This window comes from Fibrobacter sp., assembly GCA_012523595.1.
Classification (GTDB): Bacteria; Fibrobacterota; Chitinivibrionia; order Chitinivibrionales; family Chitinispirillaceae; genus JAAYIG01.
The window spans coordinates 12,161-32,787 of sequence record JAAYIG010000198.1; the positions used below are offsets into that span (position 1 = coordinate 12,161).

The 20,627-nt window shown below is 44.3% G+C and carries 16 protein-coding genes and 1 pseudogene; 6 read left to right on the top strand and 11 right to left on the bottom strand.

Annotated elements, in window-relative coordinates:
• Positions 1–90 precede the first annotated feature (90 nt).
• The 3 genes from GX089_13500 to GX089_13510 all read right to left on the bottom strand — a co-directional run bounded on the left by GX089_13500 (position 91) and on the right by GX089_13510 (position 3,633).
• Positions 91–1,107 carry a hypothetical protein gene (locus GX089_13500; protein NLP03506.1) on the bottom strand — a complete coding sequence of 339 codons (1,017 nt, stop codon included), beginning with the start codon at positions 1,105–1,107 and terminating at the stop codon, positions 91–93.
• Positions 1,067–1,891 (bottom strand): glycosyltransferase family 2 protein, encoded by an 825-nt coding sequence (locus GX089_13505; protein ID NLP03507.1) that lies wholly within the window; start codon positions 1,889–1,891, stop codon positions 1,067–1,069. The genes GX089_13500 and GX089_13505 overlap by 41 nt, the downstream gene beginning before the upstream one ends.
• A gap of 842 nt (positions 1,892–2,733) precedes the next feature.
• Positions 2,734–3,633, bottom strand: coding sequence for an endonuclease/exonuclease/phosphatase family protein (locus GX089_13510; GenBank protein NLP03508.1), 900 nt, complete (start codon positions 3,631–3,633; stop codon positions 2,734–2,736).
• Positions 3,634–3,853: 220 nt separating this feature from the next.
• Between GX089_13510 and GX089_13515 the strand changes: the two genes are divergently transcribed.
• Both GX089_13515 and GX089_13520 read left to right on the top strand, forming a co-directional pair.
• Complete coding sequence (locus GX089_13515) at positions 3,854–4,690, top strand: RNA polymerase sigma factor RpoD/SigA (GenBank protein NLP03509.1); 837 nt, start codon at positions 3,854–3,856, stop codon at positions 4,688–4,690.
• Positions 4,691–4,698: 8 nt separating this feature from the next.
• Positions 4,699–4,947 carry a hypothetical protein gene (locus GX089_13520; GenBank protein NLP03510.1) on the top strand — a complete coding sequence of 83 codons (249 nt, stop codon included), beginning with the start codon at positions 4,699–4,701 and terminating at the stop codon, positions 4,945–4,947.
• 165 nt (positions 4,948–5,112) lie between these two features.
• On the opposite strand, the gene GX089_13525 is transcribed toward GX089_13520, so the two are convergent.
• Positions 5,113–6,450 carry a YihY/virulence factor BrkB family protein gene (locus GX089_13525; GenBank protein NLP03511.1) on the bottom strand — a complete coding sequence of 446 codons (1,338 nt, stop codon included), beginning with the start codon at positions 6,448–6,450 and terminating at the stop codon, positions 5,113–5,115.
• 224 nt (positions 6,451–6,674) lie between these two features.
• Positions 6,675–10,439: a phosphoribosylformylglycinamidine synthase gene (locus tag GX089_13530; protein NLP03512.1), complete on the bottom strand. Its 3,765-nt coding sequence runs from the start codon at positions 10,437–10,439 to the stop codon at positions 6,675–6,677.
• A 618-nt stretch (positions 10,440–11,057) separates the two neighbouring features.
• On the opposite strand from GX089_13530, the gene GX089_13535 reads away from it, so the two are divergent.
• From GX089_13535 to GX089_13545, 3 genes and pseudogenes are all read left to right on the top strand, one after another.
• On the top strand, positions 11,058–11,435 hold the full coding sequence (locus GX089_13535) for a hypothetical protein (protein ID NLP03513.1): 378 nt from the start codon (positions 11,058–11,060) through the stop codon (positions 11,433–11,435).
• Between the two features lie 335 nt (positions 11,436–11,770).
• Positions 11,771–12,514: a winged helix-turn-helix domain-containing protein gene (locus tag GX089_13540; protein NLP03514.1), complete on the top strand. Its 744-nt coding sequence runs from the start codon at positions 11,771–11,773 to the stop codon at positions 12,512–12,514.
• A 262-nt stretch (positions 12,515–12,776) separates the two neighbouring features.
• Positions 12,777–12,956 (top strand): annotated as a pseudogene (locus tag GX089_13545) (hypothetical protein).
• 48 nt (positions 12,957–13,004) lie between these two features.
• Here the strand turns inward: GX089_13545 and nadA are convergent.
• Genes nadA through GX089_13560 form a run of 3 tightly spaced genes read right to left on the bottom strand, consistent with a single transcriptional unit; the run spans position 13,005 to position 15,315 of the window.
• Positions 13,005–13,916, bottom strand: a complete 912-nt coding sequence (nadA, locus tag GX089_13550) for a quinolinate synthase NadA (GenBank protein ID NLP03515.1) — start codon at positions 13,914–13,916, stop codon at positions 13,005–13,007.
• Entirely contained in the window at positions 13,909–15,075 is a 1,167-nt protein-coding gene (nifS, locus tag GX089_13555) for a cysteine desulfurase NifS (GenBank protein ID NLP03516.1), read from the bottom strand. The genes nadA and nifS overlap by 8 nt, the downstream gene beginning before the upstream one ends.
• A gap of 15 nt (positions 15,076–15,090) precedes the next feature.
• Positions 15,091–15,315: a hypothetical protein gene (locus tag GX089_13560; protein NLP03517.1), complete on the bottom strand. Its 225-nt coding sequence runs from the start codon at positions 15,313–15,315 to the stop codon at positions 15,091–15,093.
• Positions 15,316–15,481: 166 nt separating this feature from the next.
• Between GX089_13560 and GX089_13565 the strand changes: the two genes are divergently transcribed.
• A complete protein-coding gene (locus GX089_13565) occupies positions 15,482–16,996 on the top strand; it encodes a helix-turn-helix domain-containing protein (GenBank protein ID NLP03518.1) in 1,515 nt (504 codons plus the stop codon).
• An 11-nt stretch (positions 16,997–17,007) separates the two neighbouring features.
• On the opposite strand, the gene GX089_13570 is transcribed toward GX089_13565, so the two are convergent.
• From GX089_13570 to GX089_13580, 3 genes are all read right to left on the bottom strand, one after another.
• Entirely contained in the window at positions 17,008–17,661 is a 654-nt protein-coding gene (locus tag GX089_13570) for a hypothetical protein (protein ID NLP03519.1), read from the bottom strand.
• 86 nt (positions 17,662–17,747) lie between these two features.
• Positions 17,748–19,247 carry a hypothetical protein gene (locus tag GX089_13575; GenBank protein ID NLP03520.1) on the bottom strand — a complete coding sequence of 500 codons (1,500 nt, stop codon included), beginning with the start codon at positions 19,245–19,247 and terminating at the stop codon, positions 17,748–17,750.
• Position 19,248: 1 nt separating this feature from the next.
• Positions 19,249–20,625 carry a sugar transferase gene (locus tag GX089_13580; protein NLP03521.1) on the bottom strand — a complete coding sequence of 459 codons (1,377 nt, stop codon included), beginning with the start codon at positions 20,623–20,625 and terminating at the stop codon, positions 19,249–19,251.
• Positions 20,626–20,627 lie beyond the last annotated feature (2 nt).

Here is a 20,627-nt window from a genome sequence, read left to right on the forward strand (position 1 = left end):
TTTAAAGCACTCCTGCTTTCAGGAAATCTTCCTGCATTGGCGCAGAACCAATAAAATGATTTCTGACCGTACCAGATTCAACTCTCAGCCTCATCCTGTACCCGATTCAGGTCCAACACTCCACAATAAAGCCGGATTGATAAGCCGCTCCCATGATTCTTCAGGAACAGAACAGAGCTTTTTAAAAATCGAACAAGCCTCTCTTGCATCAGTTAGAGTAAGCTTAATCTCCAGACGATTCTTTTCAAAAGCCTCTGACGGCTGAAAACTAACCCTGGCAGGGTCAGGATTAATCCCTGCCGCAACACTATCCCAAACCTTTGTTGCTGCGGCAAACTTGGGAAAACGCAGATTAAAAATAACATTTCTGATTTTCTGAATTTTCTGAGGCTCGTTCAAATGACTATCCAGAATCTGACGTAACTCATCCATCAGCAATATTTCACTTATCGTTTTCCTCAACCGGAAAGAAAGTTCCGGGAGCCACTGGAGAATCTCACGCTGAGCCTGCCGGGAAAAGGACAATAAAGAAAAGAGATCAAGTATTACTTCCTGGTCGGAATTCTCCAAAGAGGCTATCTCAGCGGCAGAAGAGAGATCAACTTGTCCTCTATCAACCAGATCGATCAAACGTGACGATGCACAGGAGATCGTTTCCAGGCAGTAACGCACCCGGCTGTCCAACCCAAGTGAATCCATCACTGCTAAATACTCTTTATCATCCAGATTTTTCTTCAGCCACATGGAGAAGAGCAGTTTTTCCCTGAACTGAAGTGCCTGTCCACAGTTCATCGCTATCCTGAGCAGACCTGCAGAAACAGGATCTTTTATAGGGGCAGCAATGCAGCAGGCAAACTTGTCCCTGCCCTGCTCTGCCATGGTCAGAAAACGCTTGCACCCATCGATGATAGTAAATCCCTCACCGTTCTCGAACACAATCAACGGAGTCAATTGTTCAACCCCGGTTTCAAGACGTGAGCATCGATGATCAAACAGATCCTCCGGAAAAGAGATCTGAGATCTTTCCAGAACACCGAAAGAAAAATTCACTTCTGAAGGCAGGAAATTACCTTTTGTATTTATCCACGACAGCCTGGAATCGCTCATATAATTGCACATTTCCTCTCTTACGATAACCATTTGCCACTATAGCAGCTTTTTTAACAAGTGTAGTTCGGACCAGTCCCCGCTGCTCGCTGTTGAGGCAATCCAGAGAAAGCAGCCGCAAAAGACTCCGCACTCTGAACCTATCCAGAGCCATAATACTTGAGGAAAGCTGGTCCGGGTGCCCTCCATACCTGTATAGAAGATACTCATTTACCAGGCCTACAGGATACCTGCAGGTAATCCGCAGCCACAAATCATAATCCTCACAGGCCGGAAGAGACCCATCAAACCTGCCGACCTCCTCGAAAAGCGCCCTCTCCATCATAACCGAGGATGGAGTAATCATGCACCTCTCAAGACTCTCCCTGAACAGGTCACCCCCGGATTTTTCATGAGTAGCAGGCGGGTTCACCCTTTTTCCATTTCTGATCCAGATTTCCTTCGACTGCAAAATCCTTATCCCCGGATTCATCTCTATCCATTTTACCTGTTTTTCGAGCTTCCTGGGCATCCAGACATCATCCGAGTCCAGGAAAGCGACCCATTCACCCTCAGAAATATCCACTCCGCAGTTCCGGGCAATGGCTACTCCGGAATTAATAGGCAAACGCAGGAACTTGATCTTTCCAGAACTGAGCAGGTCCAGTTTTTCCACCCCATCGGTAGAACCATCATCAACAACTATCAGTTCAAAGTCTTTGAAAGTTTGATTGAGAACTGAGTTGATCGCTCTGGGGAGGAGATCTTTTCTGTTATGGACAGGAATAATGACGGAGATCAGCATGGTAGAAAAGATAAATCAAGAGGAGGGGTTATGGTTTAGTCTTGAGTCACTGAGTTACCTCTGGGGTGATTTAAGGACTTAGGGTTTATGCGTCACCTTTGAGGTGAGATAAGGATTTTTCCGATGGTCACTTTTTCGGTGATCACCCTGGAGGGTAAATTTGTTAATCATGTTTTCTGCATAAATGATAATACAGGAAACGGGAAACGCTCTGGGGCAAGAGTAGCAACGTCCAAAATTCTCCTCCGGGGTGAAAGTACGAGCTCCCGAGGCCCTCATTTTTCAGGCTAAATCACAGTTTCACCTCTGAGGTGAAGCAACGACACTGTTTCCTGCAAAACATCCCAGAAAAATATTACCATTATTTATTTTACCCACTCATCAAAGTGTGATAAGGATTTTTTCGACAGTCATTTTTTCAGTACTCACCTGCGGATCATTTGTTAATCATGTTTCTGTTATTAATGATGATATCAAGAAACGGAAAAAGCCCTGGGTGAGAGTAGTAATGTCCTAAATTCTCCTCTGGGGTGAAAGTATGAGCTCCCAAGATCCTCATTTTTCAGGCTAAATCGCTGTTTGACCTCTGAAGTTAAAGTAACGATAAAAACGAACCTTTGTTTCCTGCAAAAAGTCCCAGAAAAATATTACTGTTATTTATCTAATCCACCCTGCTGCATGTAAATCCTATAATTTTCCGGCCTTCACCCGGGAATTAATCATCGACTTAATTCATTAAATCACCGAATTACCTCGAAGGTGAATCTGTGACTTAAGCTATTAAATCACAAATTCATCTCTGAGGTAAAAGTTCACTCCCCAGGTGAAGTATAAAAACAGCATCAATTCCTGATCTTCACACTGGCTGTTACAGGAAAATGATCCGATGGGTATCGCCCTTTATACGAGGAACGGATTATCTGGGCAGAAGTTACTTGTGTGATTGTATCGGCAAAAATGAAATCAATTTTGGGACCATACTGATATCCCAGAAAAAGGTTAAATGTGCCACCGGAAGCTTTCGGGTAAAGATGTCGGAAAGTGTCTCTCATTGGAAAAAGACACACCTGACCCTCATCACCCGGGATCTGACCTTTTAAATAACGGATCAGCGGATTTTTTTCATTCACATTAAAATCACCCGTCACCAGAACAGGAAATTTGTATTTACGATTCATTATTCGCTCCAGAAGCATTTCTATGCTTTTTTGACGGGATTTCTGAGATTTGTGATCCAGATGAACATTGTATACATAAAACCGCAACCCGGTCTTCTTTTCCTTGAACAAAGCCCAGGTGCAGATTCGGGGATGATTGCTGCCCCAGGTTTTGCTTCCTGGTTTGTGTGGTTTTTCAGAAAACCAGAATGTTCCGGAATCACAAATCTTAAACTTCCTGGAATTGTATAGAATTGCAGCATACTCACCAGACTCTTTACCATCTTCCCGCCCTACTCCGACCTCTCCGAAGTGACCCAGATCAGCCCTGATCTCATCAAGCTGAAACCTGAGTGCTTCCTGTGTTCCTGCAATATCCGGTTTGTGAGAGCGAAAAATGTCACAGACCAGTTCGCGTCTGTTTTTCCAACTGTTCCTGCCATCTCTGGCAGTACCATAACGGATATTGAAGCTCATTATTTGGAGATCCAGAATGGGATCCTCTGAGTAGATATGGTTTGGAGTCATTACAGAGATGACGATTACCACTATTATAGATCTTAGCCCTGAGCCCCTCTGACTCATAGTTAATTATTCCGTCCTGAAAAGGAAAAAATTGTCTCTGAAAAATCAGTTTTTTCTTGAGAATGAGAGGTTTTTATGGCAGAATAAGTCTATTATTCCGGCTCCATTTCTTATTACTGAAATTCGGTCATCTGGTATTTACGATTTATGTTGGAAAACAGGGCTATGATACCTATTTTATAAGGTCATTTTCGAAAGAAACAAAGTGAATAAGCCAATAATGCCGGTTGTGGAAGAGGGAAGCCTTGCCCTTTATCTTAAAGAAATAGGAAAGCTTCAACCACTGAGTTCCGAAAAGGAAGCCCTCCTTGCTGCCCGTATTCATAAAGGCGACCAGAATGCTCTTGAGACTCTGGTTAAAGCAAATCTCCGTTTTGTGGTCAGCGTAGCACGTAACTATCAGAACCAGGGATTATCCCTGTGCGACCTGATTAATGAGGGAAACGTAGGCCTGGTCAGAGCCGCTCACCGCTTCGATGAAAAGAAGAATTTCCGGTTCATTTCCTATGCGGTCTGGTGGATACGTCAGGCTATTCTGCAGTCCCTTGCGGAGCAGTCCAGAATAATGAGACTTCCACTCAATCGCGCAGGAGCGATTCATAAAATCAGCAAGACACAGATCGAACTGGAACAGCGCTACAGTCGTGCTCCCGATATAAGTGAAATAGCTCAAGAGCTGAAACTTTCAGAGAATGCAGTGCAGGAAACAATCAACATTTCAAACAGCCATGTTTCACTTGATGCGCCGCTTAAGGACACTGATGGTTCCACGCTGCTTGATATGATTCAGCAGAACGAAGGGCACGGAACTGACGAGGGAATGCACGCCATCTCGCTTCATGAAGAGATAGGCAAGCTGCTTGATACACTGACTGAACGTGAAAAGGAGATTTTGAAATTATATTTTGGCATAGATAATGAAGCTGCTTTTACTCTGGATGAAATAGGAAGAAGATTCAATATTACCCGTGAAAGGGTCCGTCAGATAAAATCCAAAGCACTTGAGAGACTGAAAAGTTCGACCAGTATTAAGACACTCCAGGCTTTTCGCGACTGAGGTAAATTATGAAATACTTACTTCTCTTTTCTTTGTTACTGATCTCCTGCGGCGGGTCCACCTTTGTAGACACTTCGAAACTACCCGATAATTATCAGTGTAATTACATGAAAGATGTTTGCAAGGAAGCCAGGGAATTTGAATCCCGGTATTCAAGGATGAGCAAAGAGGAGCAGGAAGAGTTCAAAACTGTTCTCCAAACCTACCGTAACCAGTGCAATGATGCTCTTGAGGAGTGTCAGAAATCTAATAAGTAGCCAGCGAATATTTCAGGTGTTCACTGAGCGAAGTTAAAACGAGCATTGGTTTTTTACCAGAGTAGCAGGTTTCTTCTTAATTGCAATCAAGTTGATACCGATTCCGATGCCGATACCGACCCCGAGCAGGAAACAGACAGTAGTGTTTGCACGTTAAGCTGAAAATCAAACAACAGCTTCCACACGGGCTGTCCTGAATTCACCCTCTTCGACATCAGACACCATCATTTCAAATGTAATCTCTTCCGGATCAAACATGTTGTTTCCCCTCTGCTTTTTCATCAATGACGCCACATAGTCTCTTGTGAAATCATCGGGGACAGTCGGGATTCGCCTCCCCTGATCCTCTATGGCATCAAGGACCTCTTTTACAGGTATCCGGGAAAAATCCTTTGCCGGAACAAAGGCAACACCCCTGTTCCCTACACTATGAAGAAAACCCTCATGAATCAGCCATTTGAGCATTCCAAGCGCCTGAGCATCGGTCAACTCATAAGCAGATGTAAAATAGCTAAGTTCCGGAGGCTTTTTCTTCTTTATGAAAGCGGCTACGCAATCGAAAAATATCCTGAATGTAATGTAAGTCTTGTAATCTCCAACCCTCCTGTCCCAGCGTCTTTTTGCTCTGAGCAAAGGACGATAGTTCTGATGAACAAAAGCGATCTGTGCCCCGAACAAGGTTATCAAAGCAACAAAGAAAAGAGAGATCAGAAAAAGAGGCAGAATTCCAAAAGCTCCATAAATAGTTTGTGTCTGTATTGACAATCGCACATAGCCGCCAAAAAGCTTCCTTTCGAGTTCAAAAAGGATACCGGCAATCAATCCTCCAATTATTGCAGACTTAAAGCACACTCTTGTGTTTGGAACGAACCAGAATATTGACGTAAATGCCAGAACCATCAGCAGAAATGGAGCAATATCCAGTGGAAAAAAACCAGACTGAACCAGTTCTAAACGCAAAGTTCTGCGAAGCTGGAATGAGGCAAAAATAAGTACCGGGCAGTACACCATAGCCATGGTATAGGTACGCAGACGGATAAAAAAGGAACGGGAGCGGGCGACTTTCCAAATTGTGTTCAGAGACTCTTCCACAGTACCAAAAAGCCCTACTGTCACTACTATCAGGGTAGCAACACCTAACCCCCGCAACTTTCGAGCATTAGTGAAAAAAGTCCCCAGATAATCCAGCACAGTCTCAGGGGCAAAGGGAAGAAGGAAGGAAAAGAATCGCTGAACCTGATCAGAACTAACCTCTACAACGCTGGCAAGCATAAAGGCGGCCGAGGCAACCAATGGAATAAGTGTAAAGAGGAGCGCGAATGCCATAGCTGATCCCCTGGTAAAACAGTGGTTCAACACATACTCAGAAAAAACCACCCTCCAGAATGTCAGGAAATTGAGTACAGCATAAGCATGGCGTTTTCTGCACCTTTTCAGGTACTCCAGTGCATCTCCGGGATTATACTTCAGCTCATTCAGAAACCTACGGCTTAGTATCTTCATACCATTTATAATGTTATCATTAAAATTGCGGCAAGGGCTATAATTCTGGGCTACGTTGAAAAAAACTGGAAAATCTGCTTAGTGTGAAAAACTGGAATAAAGATGTTATTTCAAATTAATGCCTTGCACGTAAGATTGTCATGATTATTGTATATGGAGCAAAAAGTGGCCTGGAGATTCAGGAAACCCAAACTTCCAGGAATCATATACCATTTTTATGATTACTATCTGAAATAGCCTACTCCTGCTTCAAAAATCTTCTGATCTTTTTCACCCTGAATGTTTATACCAATATAGTCACCTTTACGCTCGGAATGTCCCATCTTTCCCAGAATCCTTCCATCAGGACTGGTTATTCCTTCTATCGAACAAATTGAGCCGTTTGGATTACTGTCATAACTGTCGCTGTTCCCATCACAATCAACATACTGAGTTGCTACCTGGCCATTTCGGAAGAGAGACTCAATAGCATGATCGGGAGCAATAAACCTCCCCTCACCATGGGAGATTGGAATCGCATGGATATCACCCGCGTCTACATTCATGAACCAGGGAGACTTGACTGAAACCACTTTCGTATAGACAATCCGGGAGATATGTCTTCCTATTGTGTTGAAAGTCAAAGTCGGGCTGCTCTCCTTCATGTCGATTATCTGACCGCCGGGAACAAGTCCGAGTTTGACAAGCGCCTGAAATCCGTTGCATATACCCAGCATCAGCCCGTCACGCCTGTTAAGGAATTCATCGACAGCATCCTTTATGTGAGGGTTACGGAAAAACGCGGCAATAAACTTTCCGGACCCATCGGGCTCATCTCCTGCACTGAAACCGCCTGGAAACATTATAATCTGAGCATTTTTAACCCTCTTAACCACAGCCTCAATTGATTCCTCAATATCAACCGGACTGAGATTCCTGGTTACAAAGATATCACAAACAGCGCCTGCACTCTCAAATGCCCGGGCTGAATCATATTCGCAGTTGATACCGGGGAAAACCGGTATAAACACCCTGGGACGGGCAACTTTCACTGAAGGTCGGATTCTGCACTTTTCTTTGTAAAGCAGAGCCGGTTCCGTTTTAATGAAATCAGTGCGGCTGGGAAATACTTTTTCAAGAGGTTCTTCCCAGTGACACTGAATCTCTTCAATCCTCAGTTCAATTCCATTCAGCTTTATTACCGGTTCCGCCGATGTAGTGCCAAGCACTCTGCACTCTATACCTTCGAAGATTTTAGAGGCATCAGAGTTAGCTGCGATCTCAAGAACCATCGCTCCAGGATCAGCACTGAAAAGTTCTCCGGCAGGCATTTCCTCTGTAAAACACATCCCTATCCTGTTACCGAAGCTCATTTTGCTTACAGCCTCGGCTATTCCACCCGTCCTTACAGTATGAGCGGCGAGCACCATGCCCTCACTTATGGCTTTATGAACAGCAGTAAAACACCTGTCTATTGCTTTGATATCGCACATTCCATGACTGTCGCGGCCAGTTCGCACCAGCAGGACTTTCGAGTCTGTCTTCTTGAATTCAGGCGAAATCACCTTTCTGATATCGACTGGAGCCACTGCAAAAGCAACCAGTGTGGGTGGAACGTTAAGATCTTTGAAAGTTCCAGACATGCTGTCCTTCCCCCCGATTGCCGGAATGCCAAGCCCGACCTGCGCGTAATGAGCACCCAGCAGCGCGGCAAACGGTTTTCCCCATTTCCAGGGATCCGTCCCGATTTTCTCGAAATACTCCTGAAGAGTGAGCCTGACACGATGGTGATCACCTCCAATAGCAACTATTTTGGCGATCGCCTCTATTACCGCATAGAAAGCGCCATGAAACGGACTCCACTTTGAGAGAGCGGGACTATACCCGTAGCTCATCGCTGTACCCGCAGTTGTTGAACCCTCAAGAACAGGCAGCTTGGCAACCATACTTTCTGCCGGGGTACTCTGGTATTTCCCTCCGAAAGGAAGCAGCACAGTTGAAGCTCCAATCGTGCTGTCAAAACGTTCCACCAGCCCCTTCTGACTGCAGACATTAAGATCAGAAAGCATCTCTTTCCAGGCTTGGTCCAATGGTAATTTCCCGTATCTTTTCGTTGAAAGATCGAAATAATCCGCTGAACAATCCGGAGAAATCACCTTTACAGTTGCGTTCTGTTTGACTCCGTTGGTATCGATAAAATCCCTGCTGAGGTCAACAATAGTTTTCCCCCGCCATTTCATCTTCAACCTGCGGTTATCGGTGACTCTGGCTACCACTGCTGCCTCGAGGTTCTCTTTTGACACCTCAGCAAGAAATGCATCCAGATTGTCGGGAGCGATAACACACGCCATTCTTTCCTGCGATTCCGAAATAGCCAGTTCCGTTCCGTCAAGACCATCGTATTTTTTGGGCACAGCGTCAAGATCAATATCAAGACCTGGGGCAAGCTCTCCAATTGCCACAGAAACTCCACCCGCACCAAAATCATTGCATCTCTTGATCATTAAGCTGACTTCCCTCTTCCGGAACAGGCGCTGAAGTTTACGCTCTGTTGGAGGATTTCCCTTCTGTACCTCTGCACCGCAGGTAAGTATTGATTCTTCTGTGTGTTCCTTTGATGATCCTGTTGCCCCCCCGCAACCATCCCGACCGGTTCTTCCACCGACAAGGAGCACCAGATCACCGGCAGCAGGCCTTTCACGCACAACATTAGCCCTTGGTGCTGCACCGATCACCGCCCCGATCTCCATCCGCTTGGCCACAAACCCCTCATCGTAAACTTCCGCGACATGGCCGGTCGCAAGCCCTATCTGGTTTCCATAAGAGCTGTATCCCTGAGCTGCAAGAACTGTTATCTTTCTTTGAGGCAGCTTTCCCGGGAGTGTTTCCTCAACGCTGCGACGCGGATCACCCGATCCGGTAACCCTCATCGCCTGATAAACATAGGAGCGCCCGGAAAGAGGATCCCTGATTGCACCACCCAGACATGTAGCTGCACCACCGAATGGTTCAATCTCTGTGGGATGATTGTGAGTCTCATTTTTAAACATCACAAGCCACTCTTCCTCTTTCCCATCAATTTCAACAGGCACAACTATACTGCATGCATTGATCTCCTCTGAAGAATCAAGATCATCGAGCAGCCCGCGTTTTTTAAGCTCTTTTGCCCCTATGGTAGCCAGATCCATCAAAGAGATGTCCCTTTCATAATTACCATAAACAAACTGACGGGCATCTTTGTATCGGGAGAAAGCAATTTTCAGAGGTTCACTGAATACTCCCTCTTCGATATGGACATCATCGATAGCTGTGAGGAAGGTAGTATGGCGGCAGTGATCTGACCAGTAGGTATCAAGCATGCGGATTTCGGTTATTGTAGGATCACGCTTTTCACTGTCACGGAAAAATTTCTGACAGAAAAGCAGGTCATCCAGACGCATGGCAAGGCCCATGGAGATGCGGAACTGTTCCAGTCGAGACTCATCAGAATGTATAAAACCCCCGAGAACTTTCACATCCTCAGGAATTTCTGTTTTCATTTCCAGTGACTCCGGTTTTTCGAAAGCAGCTTCCCGGGAATCAACAGGGTTTATACAGTAATTTTTTATCTTTAAAAATTCATCATCCGAAATATTTCCCTGAAGAACAAAGACCTGAGCAGTAGCTACTGATGGCCGATTACCATGTGTTAAAAGCTGAATACACTGGGAGGCGCTGTCGGCACGCTGATCATACTGTCCGGGAAGGTATTCGATTGCAAATGCTTTTTCATCACTGCCCAGGGGCATGTTTTCATCATAGAGGAGATCAACAGGCGGTTCTGCAAAGATGGTATTGCGCGCAGCGATATATTCCTGCTCTGAGATTCCTTCTATGTCATAACGATTCAGTATTCTGACACCGGTTAGTACTTTTATGCCGAGATTTTCTCTGAGATCATACAGTAAGCCGGAAGCCGCTACATCACATCCTTTTTTCTTTTCTACGAAGAGTCTTTTTACACTGCCCATGAATCAGCCCTTATCCTTTTTTAGCATAGTACGCCCGGGAGAAGAGATATGTTTATCCGGGAAGAGTAAAAATAAGTATTTGTAGAGGTATTAGGATGTTAAACATGGGGTGAATCGGAATTGATCTTTGTTGTATTACATTGGGAAGGGTTGGTGTACCAGGTCACCTCAGGGGTGATTTTGTGATTTAAGCGCTTGAGTCAGTTTTTCACCCCAGAGGTAACTTTGTGACATCCTTTTCATGGTGATGAATTAGTGATTTATTTGCAGCTAAGTCTCCTTTTCTTTTCATAGGTTCCTTACCCCAGAGGAAACTTTATCACAACCTTTTCGGGACTATTTTGAAGAAGGGGGACTGAGTCAGAAAAAGGAGAAAGAGGAAGTATTAATTGACAGTTGATCACTTCAACAGGAAGAAACAGCACAAGCTATAGTCTGAAAGTTGAAAGAGTCAGGATCTATTTTTATGTATGGCTCTTCTGCCAAAACCAGGGCAGAGGAGTTTCGTAAGAAATTACTGGAAAATGGTATACTATATGATATCTTATATAGAGATATACAAAACTAAATAAAGGATACAAGTTGGGCGAAATCTTAAATAGAATGAACCAGGAAAAGATGATCAAAATGCTTGAGGCCTTTGATCAGGAATTAAATCGTCCTTTAAGATTAATCATAAAGGGTGCTTCGGCACTGATCATAAACGGGGCTATCACGAGACCGTCCAAGGATATCGATGTCCTTGGGGCATCTGAGGACATAAATAAAGACCCGTATCCAAAGATCATAGAGAAGATTGCCAGAGAGTATTCGCTGGATCACCAGTGGATAAATGAAAGGGCTAAAATCACTTTCGATTATGTTATAAGCCGGATCTTATCCTTATACAGGGAAATTTTAAATATCTCGAACCTTATATCATATCTAAAGCAGATTCGGTTATTACCAAATTCGCCAAGTATGATAATATCCGTTCCTGGGATATTCAGGATATAAGGCAAACGCCCTTTAATGATGATGATCTTAAGTTGCTCAGGCAGAAACAGGATGATCTGTACACGAGAGATCCGGAGTTGTCGCTCAGGATAGAAATTCAGTTCAAATCCATCAGGCCTGAATTCATCAAAACTGAAGAAGGGTTCAGGTACTCGATAGCATCGGAAATAGCACTATATGCATCGAAGAGGTATGGAATTTATCTGAGTATGAACAGCAGAATTATATCGATTCTGAAGCAGACAGTTCCAGTTCTACCTACGAAAAAGCTGTTATGGAAATTGATAACATTGCACTAAGCCGTGTTCTGAAAAAGAAGGAAAGAGAGATGTCCCATGGCCTTGATATATGACAGAGGAGTGATCGACGGATGTTATGATAAGTGGATCAGACTTGGCTGGGCCGGAACCGGTGAGCCTTTTGAGGGCTTTGTCGATCCGGAGCTTCTAATAATTGAAACAACGCATGCAGGGAGGTATGAAGAACGGATTCTTAAGGCAATGCTTACCTGGATCAGAAACTTTCATGATTTGATCAACGTTCAAAGGCTTCTTCATTTTATAGATGCGGCGGATACTGCCGTATTGGGAGCGGTTATCAATATCGCGATTCAAAATGGTGCAGATCCAAGGCTTAAAACAGTCCTGAAATATTGCAAACCGAATGGTCTCCCGGAAGTTCTCTTTAAAAACGGTGATGAATTCGGGGTTTATGATAAGAACCAGAAGGAATTTGCCCGGGATGAGTATCTGAAATGGGGATTATACTGCACGATGGTTGATTTTTATGATGATGCAATGCTGGACAAAAAAAGAGTTCTGAAAATGAATCCGTTGCTTGCGATACGGGCGTTAATTGGTCCTAATATAAGATCGGAAATTCTTTTTGCTTTGTTAAACAGTGCCAGGATTCATATCAAAGAGCTTTCAAGGCAACTGGGTTATGCGTATTCTCCTGTTTACAAAGAAATAATGTCTATGGCATCGAGCGGTTTTATCAGCATAGAAAAATTTGGCAGGGTAAATGTGCTTTCTTTATCAAAAGGGTTCGCGAGGTATTTGAGTTGTTTACCAGTGTAAAACTGAGAAGGAACTGGTCGGCCATAGAGCATGTTTTCGTTTCTACCAAAATTAAAACAAAGGAGCTGTTATTAAACCAACTCTTATTCAATTTACAATATTGAAACAGATTTAGTCACTTATTCCTTCATATCTTGTAATTAATCTTTCACACAATATTCTCAATGGTGTGTATGATTCATTGCGTTTTCACAAAAGAGCACTTTCGAATTGTACATGATATAAGCCGGCAAGAATGGTCTGTCGCATGTACTTTTCTCGTGAGCACTGGGTAAGAATACGAACGAATAATCCGTTAGAGAGGCTCATGAGGGAGATCCGAAGAAAAACACGGGTTGTAGGGTGCTTCCCGGATGGACAATCAGCATTGGTGTTAGCTGCTGCAAGGTTAAGGCTCCCAAATAGAAAGGGGCATGGGTCTCAAAGTAATAATATTACTTAAAAAAGAACACCACGCCCCTTTAAAACCATTAGGACAGGGAAAAAAACCTCAAACACTCATCTCAAGCATCCTCTTCAGCGACAATGAGGCTCTACCCGCTATCTCCTCCGGAACAGAAATCACCTCTCCACCACTTCCATCAAGTGCTTTTTTCACCGAAAGTAGAGATCCCTTCTTCATGTTCGGACAGATCAGTTTTTCACTGAGCACCATAAATTCTTTTTCCGGATTTGTCTTCCTTAGCGTATGCAGAAGCCCGCTCTCGGTAGCTATGATAAACTTCTTGTGACTGCTGCTTTTGACAAAACTGCACATCTCACCTGTCGACAGTACATGATCACAGAGATTTCTGCACTCCGCCGATGCTTCAGGGTGGATAAGCAGAACAGCATCCGGATATTCATCCCTTGCCCGGAGAATCATCTCCCGGGTTATCCACTGATGTGTCGGGCAGAATCCATCCCAGAAAACCATTTTCCTTCCTGTTTTCTCCTGAACAAAAGATCCAAGGTGCTTATCCGGTACAAAGATTATACCTCTGTCCTCAGGAAGCTTTCCGGCTATCCTGACCGCATTCGAGCTTGTGCAGCAGACTTCGCTCTCCGCCTTTACCTCTGCAGTAGAGTTGACATAACACATGACCAGATAATCAGGGTACTGTGTCTTGAGCTCCCTGAGATCGGATGCATCGATCATATCTGCCATCGGGCAGCCGGCATCTTTTTCAGCAAGGATCACTTTTTTTCCGGGATTGAGAATAGAGGCAGTCTCTGCCATGAAACGCACTCCGCAGAAAACTATTATGTCCGCACTTGTACGGCTTGCTTCCACACTGAGCCCGTAGGAATCTCCCACAAAATCGGCAATATCCTGAACTTCAGCAGGCTGATAAGTATGCGACAGAATTACCGCACGTTTTTCAATTTTCAATTCATTTATTTCTTTTTGCAAACTATTCATTTTTTTTCCCTACAAAAGGTGACAGGCCTCGCAGCTTCTCAACAATTCCGGGCATGACTTCGATCACCTTGTCGATCTGCTCGTCTGTGTTGTATCTGCTTAAAGAAAACCTGGTGGAACTGTGTGCGAAGGTATAAGGAATTCCCATAGCCATCATCACATGAGAGGGTTCAAGAGAACCTGTGGTACAGGCAGAACCCGATGATGCGGCTATGTCGTTTTCATCCAGATGCAGCAGTATTGCTTCACCTTCGATAAACTCAAAACTGATGTTGGTTGTATTGGGAAGGCGCATCTTTTTATCACCATTGAGTTTTGCGCCAGGGCATCTTTTCAACAGCTCCTCCTCCAGCCTGTCCCGCATCGCTCTGACTCTGGAATTTTCTTCATCCATATATTTCATTGCCAGTTCACATGCTTTACCAAGGCCTACTATATACGGAACATTTTCAGTTCCGGCACGCATTCCCTCTTCCTGATGTCCCCCGTGCAGAATCGGCTCCAGATCCACTCCTTTTCTGATGAAAATCGCACCGATTCCTTTAGGAGCATGGAGCTTATGGCCGGAAATCACGAGCATGTCAACTGGTACCGTTTTGACATCAATAGGAACCTTGCCAGCAGCCTGCACCGCATCGGTGTGGAAAAACCCGCCCTTTTCCTTTGCTTTTCCAGCAAACTCATGGATCGGGAAAAGCACACCTGTCTCATTGTTTGCCCACATGAGGCTCACAAGAGTTCTGTTGTCGATATTTAAATTTTCAAACTGGTCCATCCTGAGGTTTCCAGAGGAATCAACATCCAGTTCGACAAGGGATGTTCCTTTACTCTGGAGATAACGCGCTGTATTACGTACTGCAGGATGCTCAACCGTTGAGGTAACAATCCGAGATCCCTCACGGGCGGCAGAAAATCCTTTCAGTGCCATATTGTCGCCCTCTGATCCGCAGCTTGTAAAGATGATCTCTTCAGGCGATGCTCCAAGCAGCGAGGCGACCTGCTCACGAGCTTTCTCTATATGACGCTTGACGTATCCTCCGAACCGGTGGATACTCGATGGATTACCGTAACGATCCCCGAAAAAGGGAAGCATTGCATCCAAAACCTCAGGAGCTACCTGGGTTGTGGCGTTATTATCGAGATATATTTGACTTTCCATAATATTTCCTTCTGACTACCTGACACGTCTTCCCGGTGATCCGGCTATCAGCCAGAGATTAAGAATTGAGATGAAGAAAATGGCCGCAGCCCTTAAATATTTGACCACATGGTAAAATGATCTGAACGGATTTGACATCTTGCGGAGGTACCAGGCTCTTAAAATTCCCGAAAAACTGTCCAGGGCAATAAAGAGAACCCATGCTGCACCGATAGTCACAATCAGCCTGTTGGATTTCATTTTTTCTCCTCTTTTTTAATCCTGACAATGAGCGGCCCAAGGAGCCATCTGCCTTTGAAAATAAAATCCGCCCACTTTCATCGCGGCTTTTTCAGAACCATTCCCCGGGTCCATTTGACTCCCCATGAATCCTGATTAATTTTTAACCAGAGGTAAATAGTTTCTCATGAGAAAGACTGATAAATCCGTCATTTTCATTCTCCTTCTTTGCATTACGGTTCTGAAAGTCAATTCTGAACAAAAAATGCCCGTACTGCAGACATTGACAAAAGCTTCACAGAAGGACAGCACAGTCAACCTCTCCGAGTTAATCACCCCTGACAGCGCCTATATAGCTGCGCCATCGATAAGAAGCGTTCTTTCAGGAGAAATCGTTGATATAGAGATAGTCCCCCGATGTACTGTCGATTCTGTGATGATTCTGGTCAGACATTCTGAAAACCGGATCGATTCTCTTGGGGTTGTCCGCAGGGCACCCTATAAGTTGAAATGGGACCCCTCAAACTGTCCTGATCAGGATCAGATTCACCTTCAATTCGGATACATCCTGTACAAAGAACAAAACCGGAAGATAATCTGCCCCCCTATGCCGCACAGATGGGTTCTGGACAGAGATAAACATCTCAGCCGCAAAAAAGTCAGCTGTCGCCAGACAACCACCCCTGAAAAGATCAAAATTGACGGGGATCTCTCCGACTGGAAAAATGTAAAGGAAATCCGGATTAGTTCAGAAGGCACATTCCGGATTTTGTGGAGTAATTCACATATCCTGTTTGCTGCCCATGTAAAAGACAGCTCAGTAACATACTCCGATTTTCTTGAACTCCATTTTGATCTTCACAATGATAAAAGCAATTTTTCAGGCATAAACCATCGCAGCATCCGCTTTGGTCCCAAAACCCGCAGCAACAGTTTCACAGTTGATCTCACCAAAGATGGTTTCATTCTCAGTGACAGCGTCAATGTCCTGCTCAGCCGTGAGATGAAGTGGGCCAGATCTTTTACAGATGGTTACACAATTGAGGCCTCGATACCGTTTTTCTGCTTATCTGATCTGCAGTTCCCGAATATGAAATTCGGCTTTGATGTCTCCATATTCAACTCTGATAATGATGGAACGCGCAGGTTTACAAGCTGGTCCGGAACGACTTTCTCAAACAGGTATAACCCAAGTCAGTGGGGAACCATCAGGCTCAAACAGGCCCTCCCACTTCTGAAACTCCTGCTTGCCCTTTCGGCAATAATCACCGGAGTTGTTATAACCTTTGTTATATCAATACTGATAAAGCAGTGCCGTGATGACTACAAATACGAAGAACTGGAAAACAGAGGCACATCTGAGTTGATGAGTTCCATTCTTGTAAGTATGCGCCGGATGATCAGCAATTCTGAACTGGATCTGGAGGCATTTTCAAAGGAAACAGGGATTGACCGGGAGAAAATAGAATCGGAAATCCAGGCTGAAACCGGCGGCGATTTCACGAGTCTTCTGACATTTGAGCGAATCCGTTCTGTCAAAGAATTGTTGCGGGATGCAGACATTCCCTTCGACGAGATAGCTGCAAAGACTGGTTTTACAGATTTGGACAATATGAGAATTACTTTTAATCAGATTACCTGCACCACCCCGGAAAAATACCGGGAAAGGATCAAAGAGGAAGAGAACAGCGAAGAAGAGTAGAAGCTGCTCTTTTACATTTTTTCCAGGTACCTGGGAATCAGTGATCTGAGTCCCGTATCACCCTCGAATTTCATGTATTTAAAATGCAGTCTGTCCAGTATCTGATTGGCATCCTCCTCGAAGTCGAGCAGGTATGTATTCATTCCACTGTCATTTATGCATTCCGGGTCGCAACAGGAAGGGTTCGAAAGATTGATATAGATTCTGCATGTAAACGGCCTGACAGCATAAATACTGCATCTATTGCTCCTGTCAAGCAGAGGGCAAGGCCTTTTCATCTGATAATAAACGGACAGCAACAGATCAATTTCATCTATCTGCTCCCTGTCATCACCGGACTCCAAAAGCCGTTTTTGTACAAGGTCATTCAATCTTTCCAGTTCCAGGCAGTCACTCCGGCAGGTTTCAATTATCCTCTTAACCTCACCGGGCATGGCAGTATGGATATATCCGGCGATAATTTCAGCCTCGAACGAATTTACATCCTCAACCCAGTGAAAACAGCACGTTGCACATGTCTCCCTGCAGCAGCACTTAAATTCAGTATCATTGAGTACTTCTTTCTGAAATATGTCGAAAAGCCGATGAACCTCTTTGAGTGTGGAAACAAACTCTTCATCAAGGCATGAGGAGAAAGAACCCTCTTCGAGTGACTTCAGCAGCATCAATATTTCCTTATGAATGGAGACAGCCTGAGGTGTCAAAGACAATACACTTGAGGTTTGTTTTCTTTTTTCTGGATAGTCCATCATCAGTTGGGAAGTCGCAGCCGGAAATTACTGAAATGAAAGGATAATTCAGCTCTTATTGATGGTACTAATTCGAAACTGGAAGTAGAAATATTGTCTTTGTTTTTCACCCATTTTGAGGACCCGGAAAGAGAAAGGTCCGCATAATTCCTGTAATAAAACCTGGTTTCCAACAGTATCTCGAATCCTTTTTCACGGATAGAATCTCTGTCAACCGGAAGGCCCTTCGTATTTCCCTCTTCACTATCCTGCCATTTGGTAAGAACATTATTTCCACCATTTCTAAAGAAAGCCATTTCAAAGCCCGAGGCCCAGTAGTTTTTACCGATAATATCAAAGCCCGCACTTATCCGGTCAAAATCATTCTCCGACATTCCGAGGCTTTTGTCCCAATAAATGTAACGTTCTCCATTATTGGCATTGTTGTCCGGAACAGTGTACATCCAGGGCGAAACATAAGTACAGGTGGTTTTCAGCAGATGATTCATGGGTAATTTAAAAGGATTTCTCCAGAAAATGCCCATGTCAATTCCCCAGTGAGCAGGCTCCTTATCTGTAATTTTCTCATCATCTACCTGAAAATCATCAAAAGCAACCTGTCCCCTGAAGCAGACATCCTCGATTAGAGGATGAATATTCCATTGAAAAGCAAGTACCAGATTCCCTTTTCCCTCCTGATTTGTATTTACTACAGTGTAAGCCGAAAACGGGTTTATATACTGCAGGTCGGGAAAATGTTTGGTGCGGGTAAACAGGACCGTTTCGGTCAGCCCCAGGGTTACCCATTTCCCCAGCATCAGATTAAGAGAATGAGCAGTTAAAAACCTGTTGAGATCAGCATTATTATCGGAATCTCTATGATCCGAGCGGTTATAGTGAAAGGCTGCGAAAATATGGCGAAATTCAAAAAGAGATGAGCGGAGCTGCCACTCCAGTGCATCGTAGCTGTATGGATTTGAAGATAACACCAGGCTTCTGTCTGCAAACGGTCCCCAGTTTCTGTTCAGTCTGCCCAGACGGAAAAAACCGTATTTCCAATCGACCTGAACAAAGGCCTCATCGAACCGGCCTCTAAGATCACGATCTTTGTGAGCAGGATAAAGTTTATCATATTCATACCTTTTATCCACATTTACCACCTGCCTGACCAGCAGATGTCTGTATCTTATCTGATTAAGAATGTTTATCTGAAAGTAGGATCTGCTGTTTTCATCAGAAAGCACCGGTCCATAACCGCCCATGACCTGCGGTTCCAGAAAAAGGTAATTTATGCTGTCCGTTGATTCTCCCGGAAACCATATCGACCTGTCAAATACATCGGCTTCTCCGATATTGTCCCAGAACATCCCGCTTGGAGACTTATCGGCAAGTTCCATATCCGCTGCTGTATTGAAGAATGGTTTACGCCAGTTCTCAAGCGGTACCCCGTAAACGAAGGAAAAGGTCAATAACAGGAGCAGAACAAGTCTGATAAAAGCTGAAGAACTTAATTTTGTAAACATCTCAGTAAGCTGTATCTCTCTTAAAAAGGACAATGACTGTTTTAAATATGATCTTAATATCGAGCCAGATGCTCCAGTTATCGATATATTTGAGGTCGAGCCTTACAATGTCATCGAAGTTGCTTATCTTGTTTCTTCCTGAAACCTGCCATAATCCTGTGATTCCCGGACGGATACTGATTCTGCGATGGTGCCATTTCTGGTATTTAGAGACTTCATCCGGGGTCGGGGGTCTGGTACCTACGAGTGACATTTCACCCTTGAGCACGTTAAAAACCTGCGGCAGTTCATCAAGACTTAACTTACGCATGATTTTGCCTATTCTGGTAACCCTTGGATCGTCTTTTATCTTGAACACCGCCCCATCACATTCATTAAGCTTTTCAAGCTCCTGTTTCCTCTTCTCCGCATCAGCAGCCATTGAGCGGAATTTGTAAATGACAAATCTCTTGCCGTTTTTCCCTACTCTTACCTGTTTGAAAAAAACCGGTCCCTTTGATGTAAGCTTGATAGCCACAGCAAGGAAGGGATATAAAATGATAAGAGCAAAGAGGCCTGCAATTCCCCCGGCAAGATCAAACAATCTTTTAAAAAGCATCTGATCAGGGTCGAGTTCCACAGTATGGGAAAGAAGTGTAGGACGGCCCATGAAGCGGTGATATTCCCACCTTGCAAAGTATGTGGCCCCGGAAATATTAAGAAACACACGGGCGGGACGCCCCATCTCCTCACAGATCTGCAGGTAAGAATCAACCGAAAAACCCTCTTTTGTCATCTTCCTTGGAATACAGAAAAACACCTCTTCAACGTAGCTGTTCTTGAGAACCTCTTCGAATTCAGAGGGCTGAATTCCCAGATCCAGTTTACGGATCATGCGAAGGCCCCATTCGGGATGATTGCTTATTTCCTGATGGATCTGCGAGGCCATCCTGCCTCTTCCAATCAGAATCACCGGAGTTGTATTGCGGTTATAACGGCGTATACGGGCTATTGTACGTTTGACAAATAGTTTTTCCGATGCTATAAATACAAATGAGATAGCGGCAAATGTCAGGTAAAGGTATCTGCTGTTGTGGCTGTCCGGGAGAAGATAAAGTATAGAGGCGCCCAGAATACCAGCGGATATGAAAATCGCCACCACCCTGCGCATCAAACCTCGCATCCAGTTGAAGTGCAGTATGGAGAAAAGCGATCTTGTCCAGGCAAAATAAAGGTAAAAGCCCATGAATCCGATCACCATTATCCAGTAGTTAAGAATAGGATGGAGGTTACGGTGTATGGCTGTTATTGAATAAGCAATGTAGAATGCTGCAACCAGCAGAACACAATCAATCAGGGCAATAGCCTGCTTTATAAAAGAGGAATGTTCTTTAAGCATTT

Bases quoted from the DNA above. Each gene is read 5' to 3' on its own strand.
- GX089_13505 (NLP03507.1), bottom strand. From the start codon at position 1,891: ATGCTGATCTCCGTCATTATTCCTGTCCATAACAGAAAAGATCTCCTC.
- GX089_13530 (NLP03512.1), bottom strand. From the start codon at position 10,439: ATGGGCAGTGTAAAAAGACTCTTCGTAGAAAAGAAAAAAGGATGTGAT.
- nadA (NLP03515.1), bottom strand. From the start codon at position 13,916: ATGAATAGTTTGCAAAAAGAAATAAATGAATTGAAAATTGAAAAACGT.
- GX089_13540 (NLP03514.1), top strand. From the start codon at position 11,771: ATGGCCTTGATATATGACAGAGGAGTGATCGACGGATGTTATGATAAG.
- GX089_13570 (NLP03519.1), bottom strand. From the start codon at position 17,661: ATGCTGCTGAAGTCACTCGAAGAGGGTTCTTTCTCCTCATGCCTTGAT.
- GX089_13535 (NLP03513.1), top strand. From the start codon at position 11,058: ATGATCAAAATGCTTGAGGCCTTTGATCAGGAATTAAATCGTCCTTTA.
- GX089_13575 (NLP03520.1), bottom strand. From the start codon at position 19,247: ATGTTTACAAAATTAAGTTCTTCAGCTTTTATCAGACTTGTTCTGCTC.
- GX089_13520 (NLP03510.1), top strand. From the start codon at position 4,699: ATGAAATACTTACTTCTCTTTTCTTTGTTACTGATCTCCTGCGGCGGG.
- GX089_13510 (NLP03508.1), bottom strand. From the start codon at position 3,633: ATGAGTCAGAGGGGCTCAGGGCTAAGATCTATAATAGTGGTAATCGTC.
- GX089_13515 (NLP03509.1), top strand. From the start codon at position 3,854: ATGCCGGTTGTGGAAGAGGGAAGCCTTGCCCTTTATCTTAAAGAAATA.
- GX089_13560 (NLP03517.1), bottom strand. From the start codon at position 15,315: ATGAAATCCAACAGGCTGATTGTGACTATCGGTGCAGCATGGGTTCTC.
- nifS (NLP03516.1), bottom strand. From the start codon at position 15,075: ATGGAAAGTCAAATATATCTCGATAATAACGCCACAACCCAGGTAGCT.
- GX089_13565 (NLP03518.1), top strand. From the start codon at position 15,482: ATGAGAAAGACTGATAAATCCGTCATTTTCATTCTCCTTCTTTGCATT.
- GX089_13525 (NLP03511.1), bottom strand. From the start codon at position 6,450: ATGAAGATACTAAGCCGTAGGTTTCTGAATGAGCTGAAGTATAATCCC.
- GX089_13580 (NLP03521.1), bottom strand. From the start codon at position 20,625: ATGCTTAAAGAACATTCCTCTTTTATAAAGCAGGCTATTGCCCTGATT.
- GX089_13500 (NLP03506.1), bottom strand. From the start codon at position 1,107: ATGAGCGATTCCAGGCTGTCGTGGATAAATACAAAAGGTAATTTCCTG.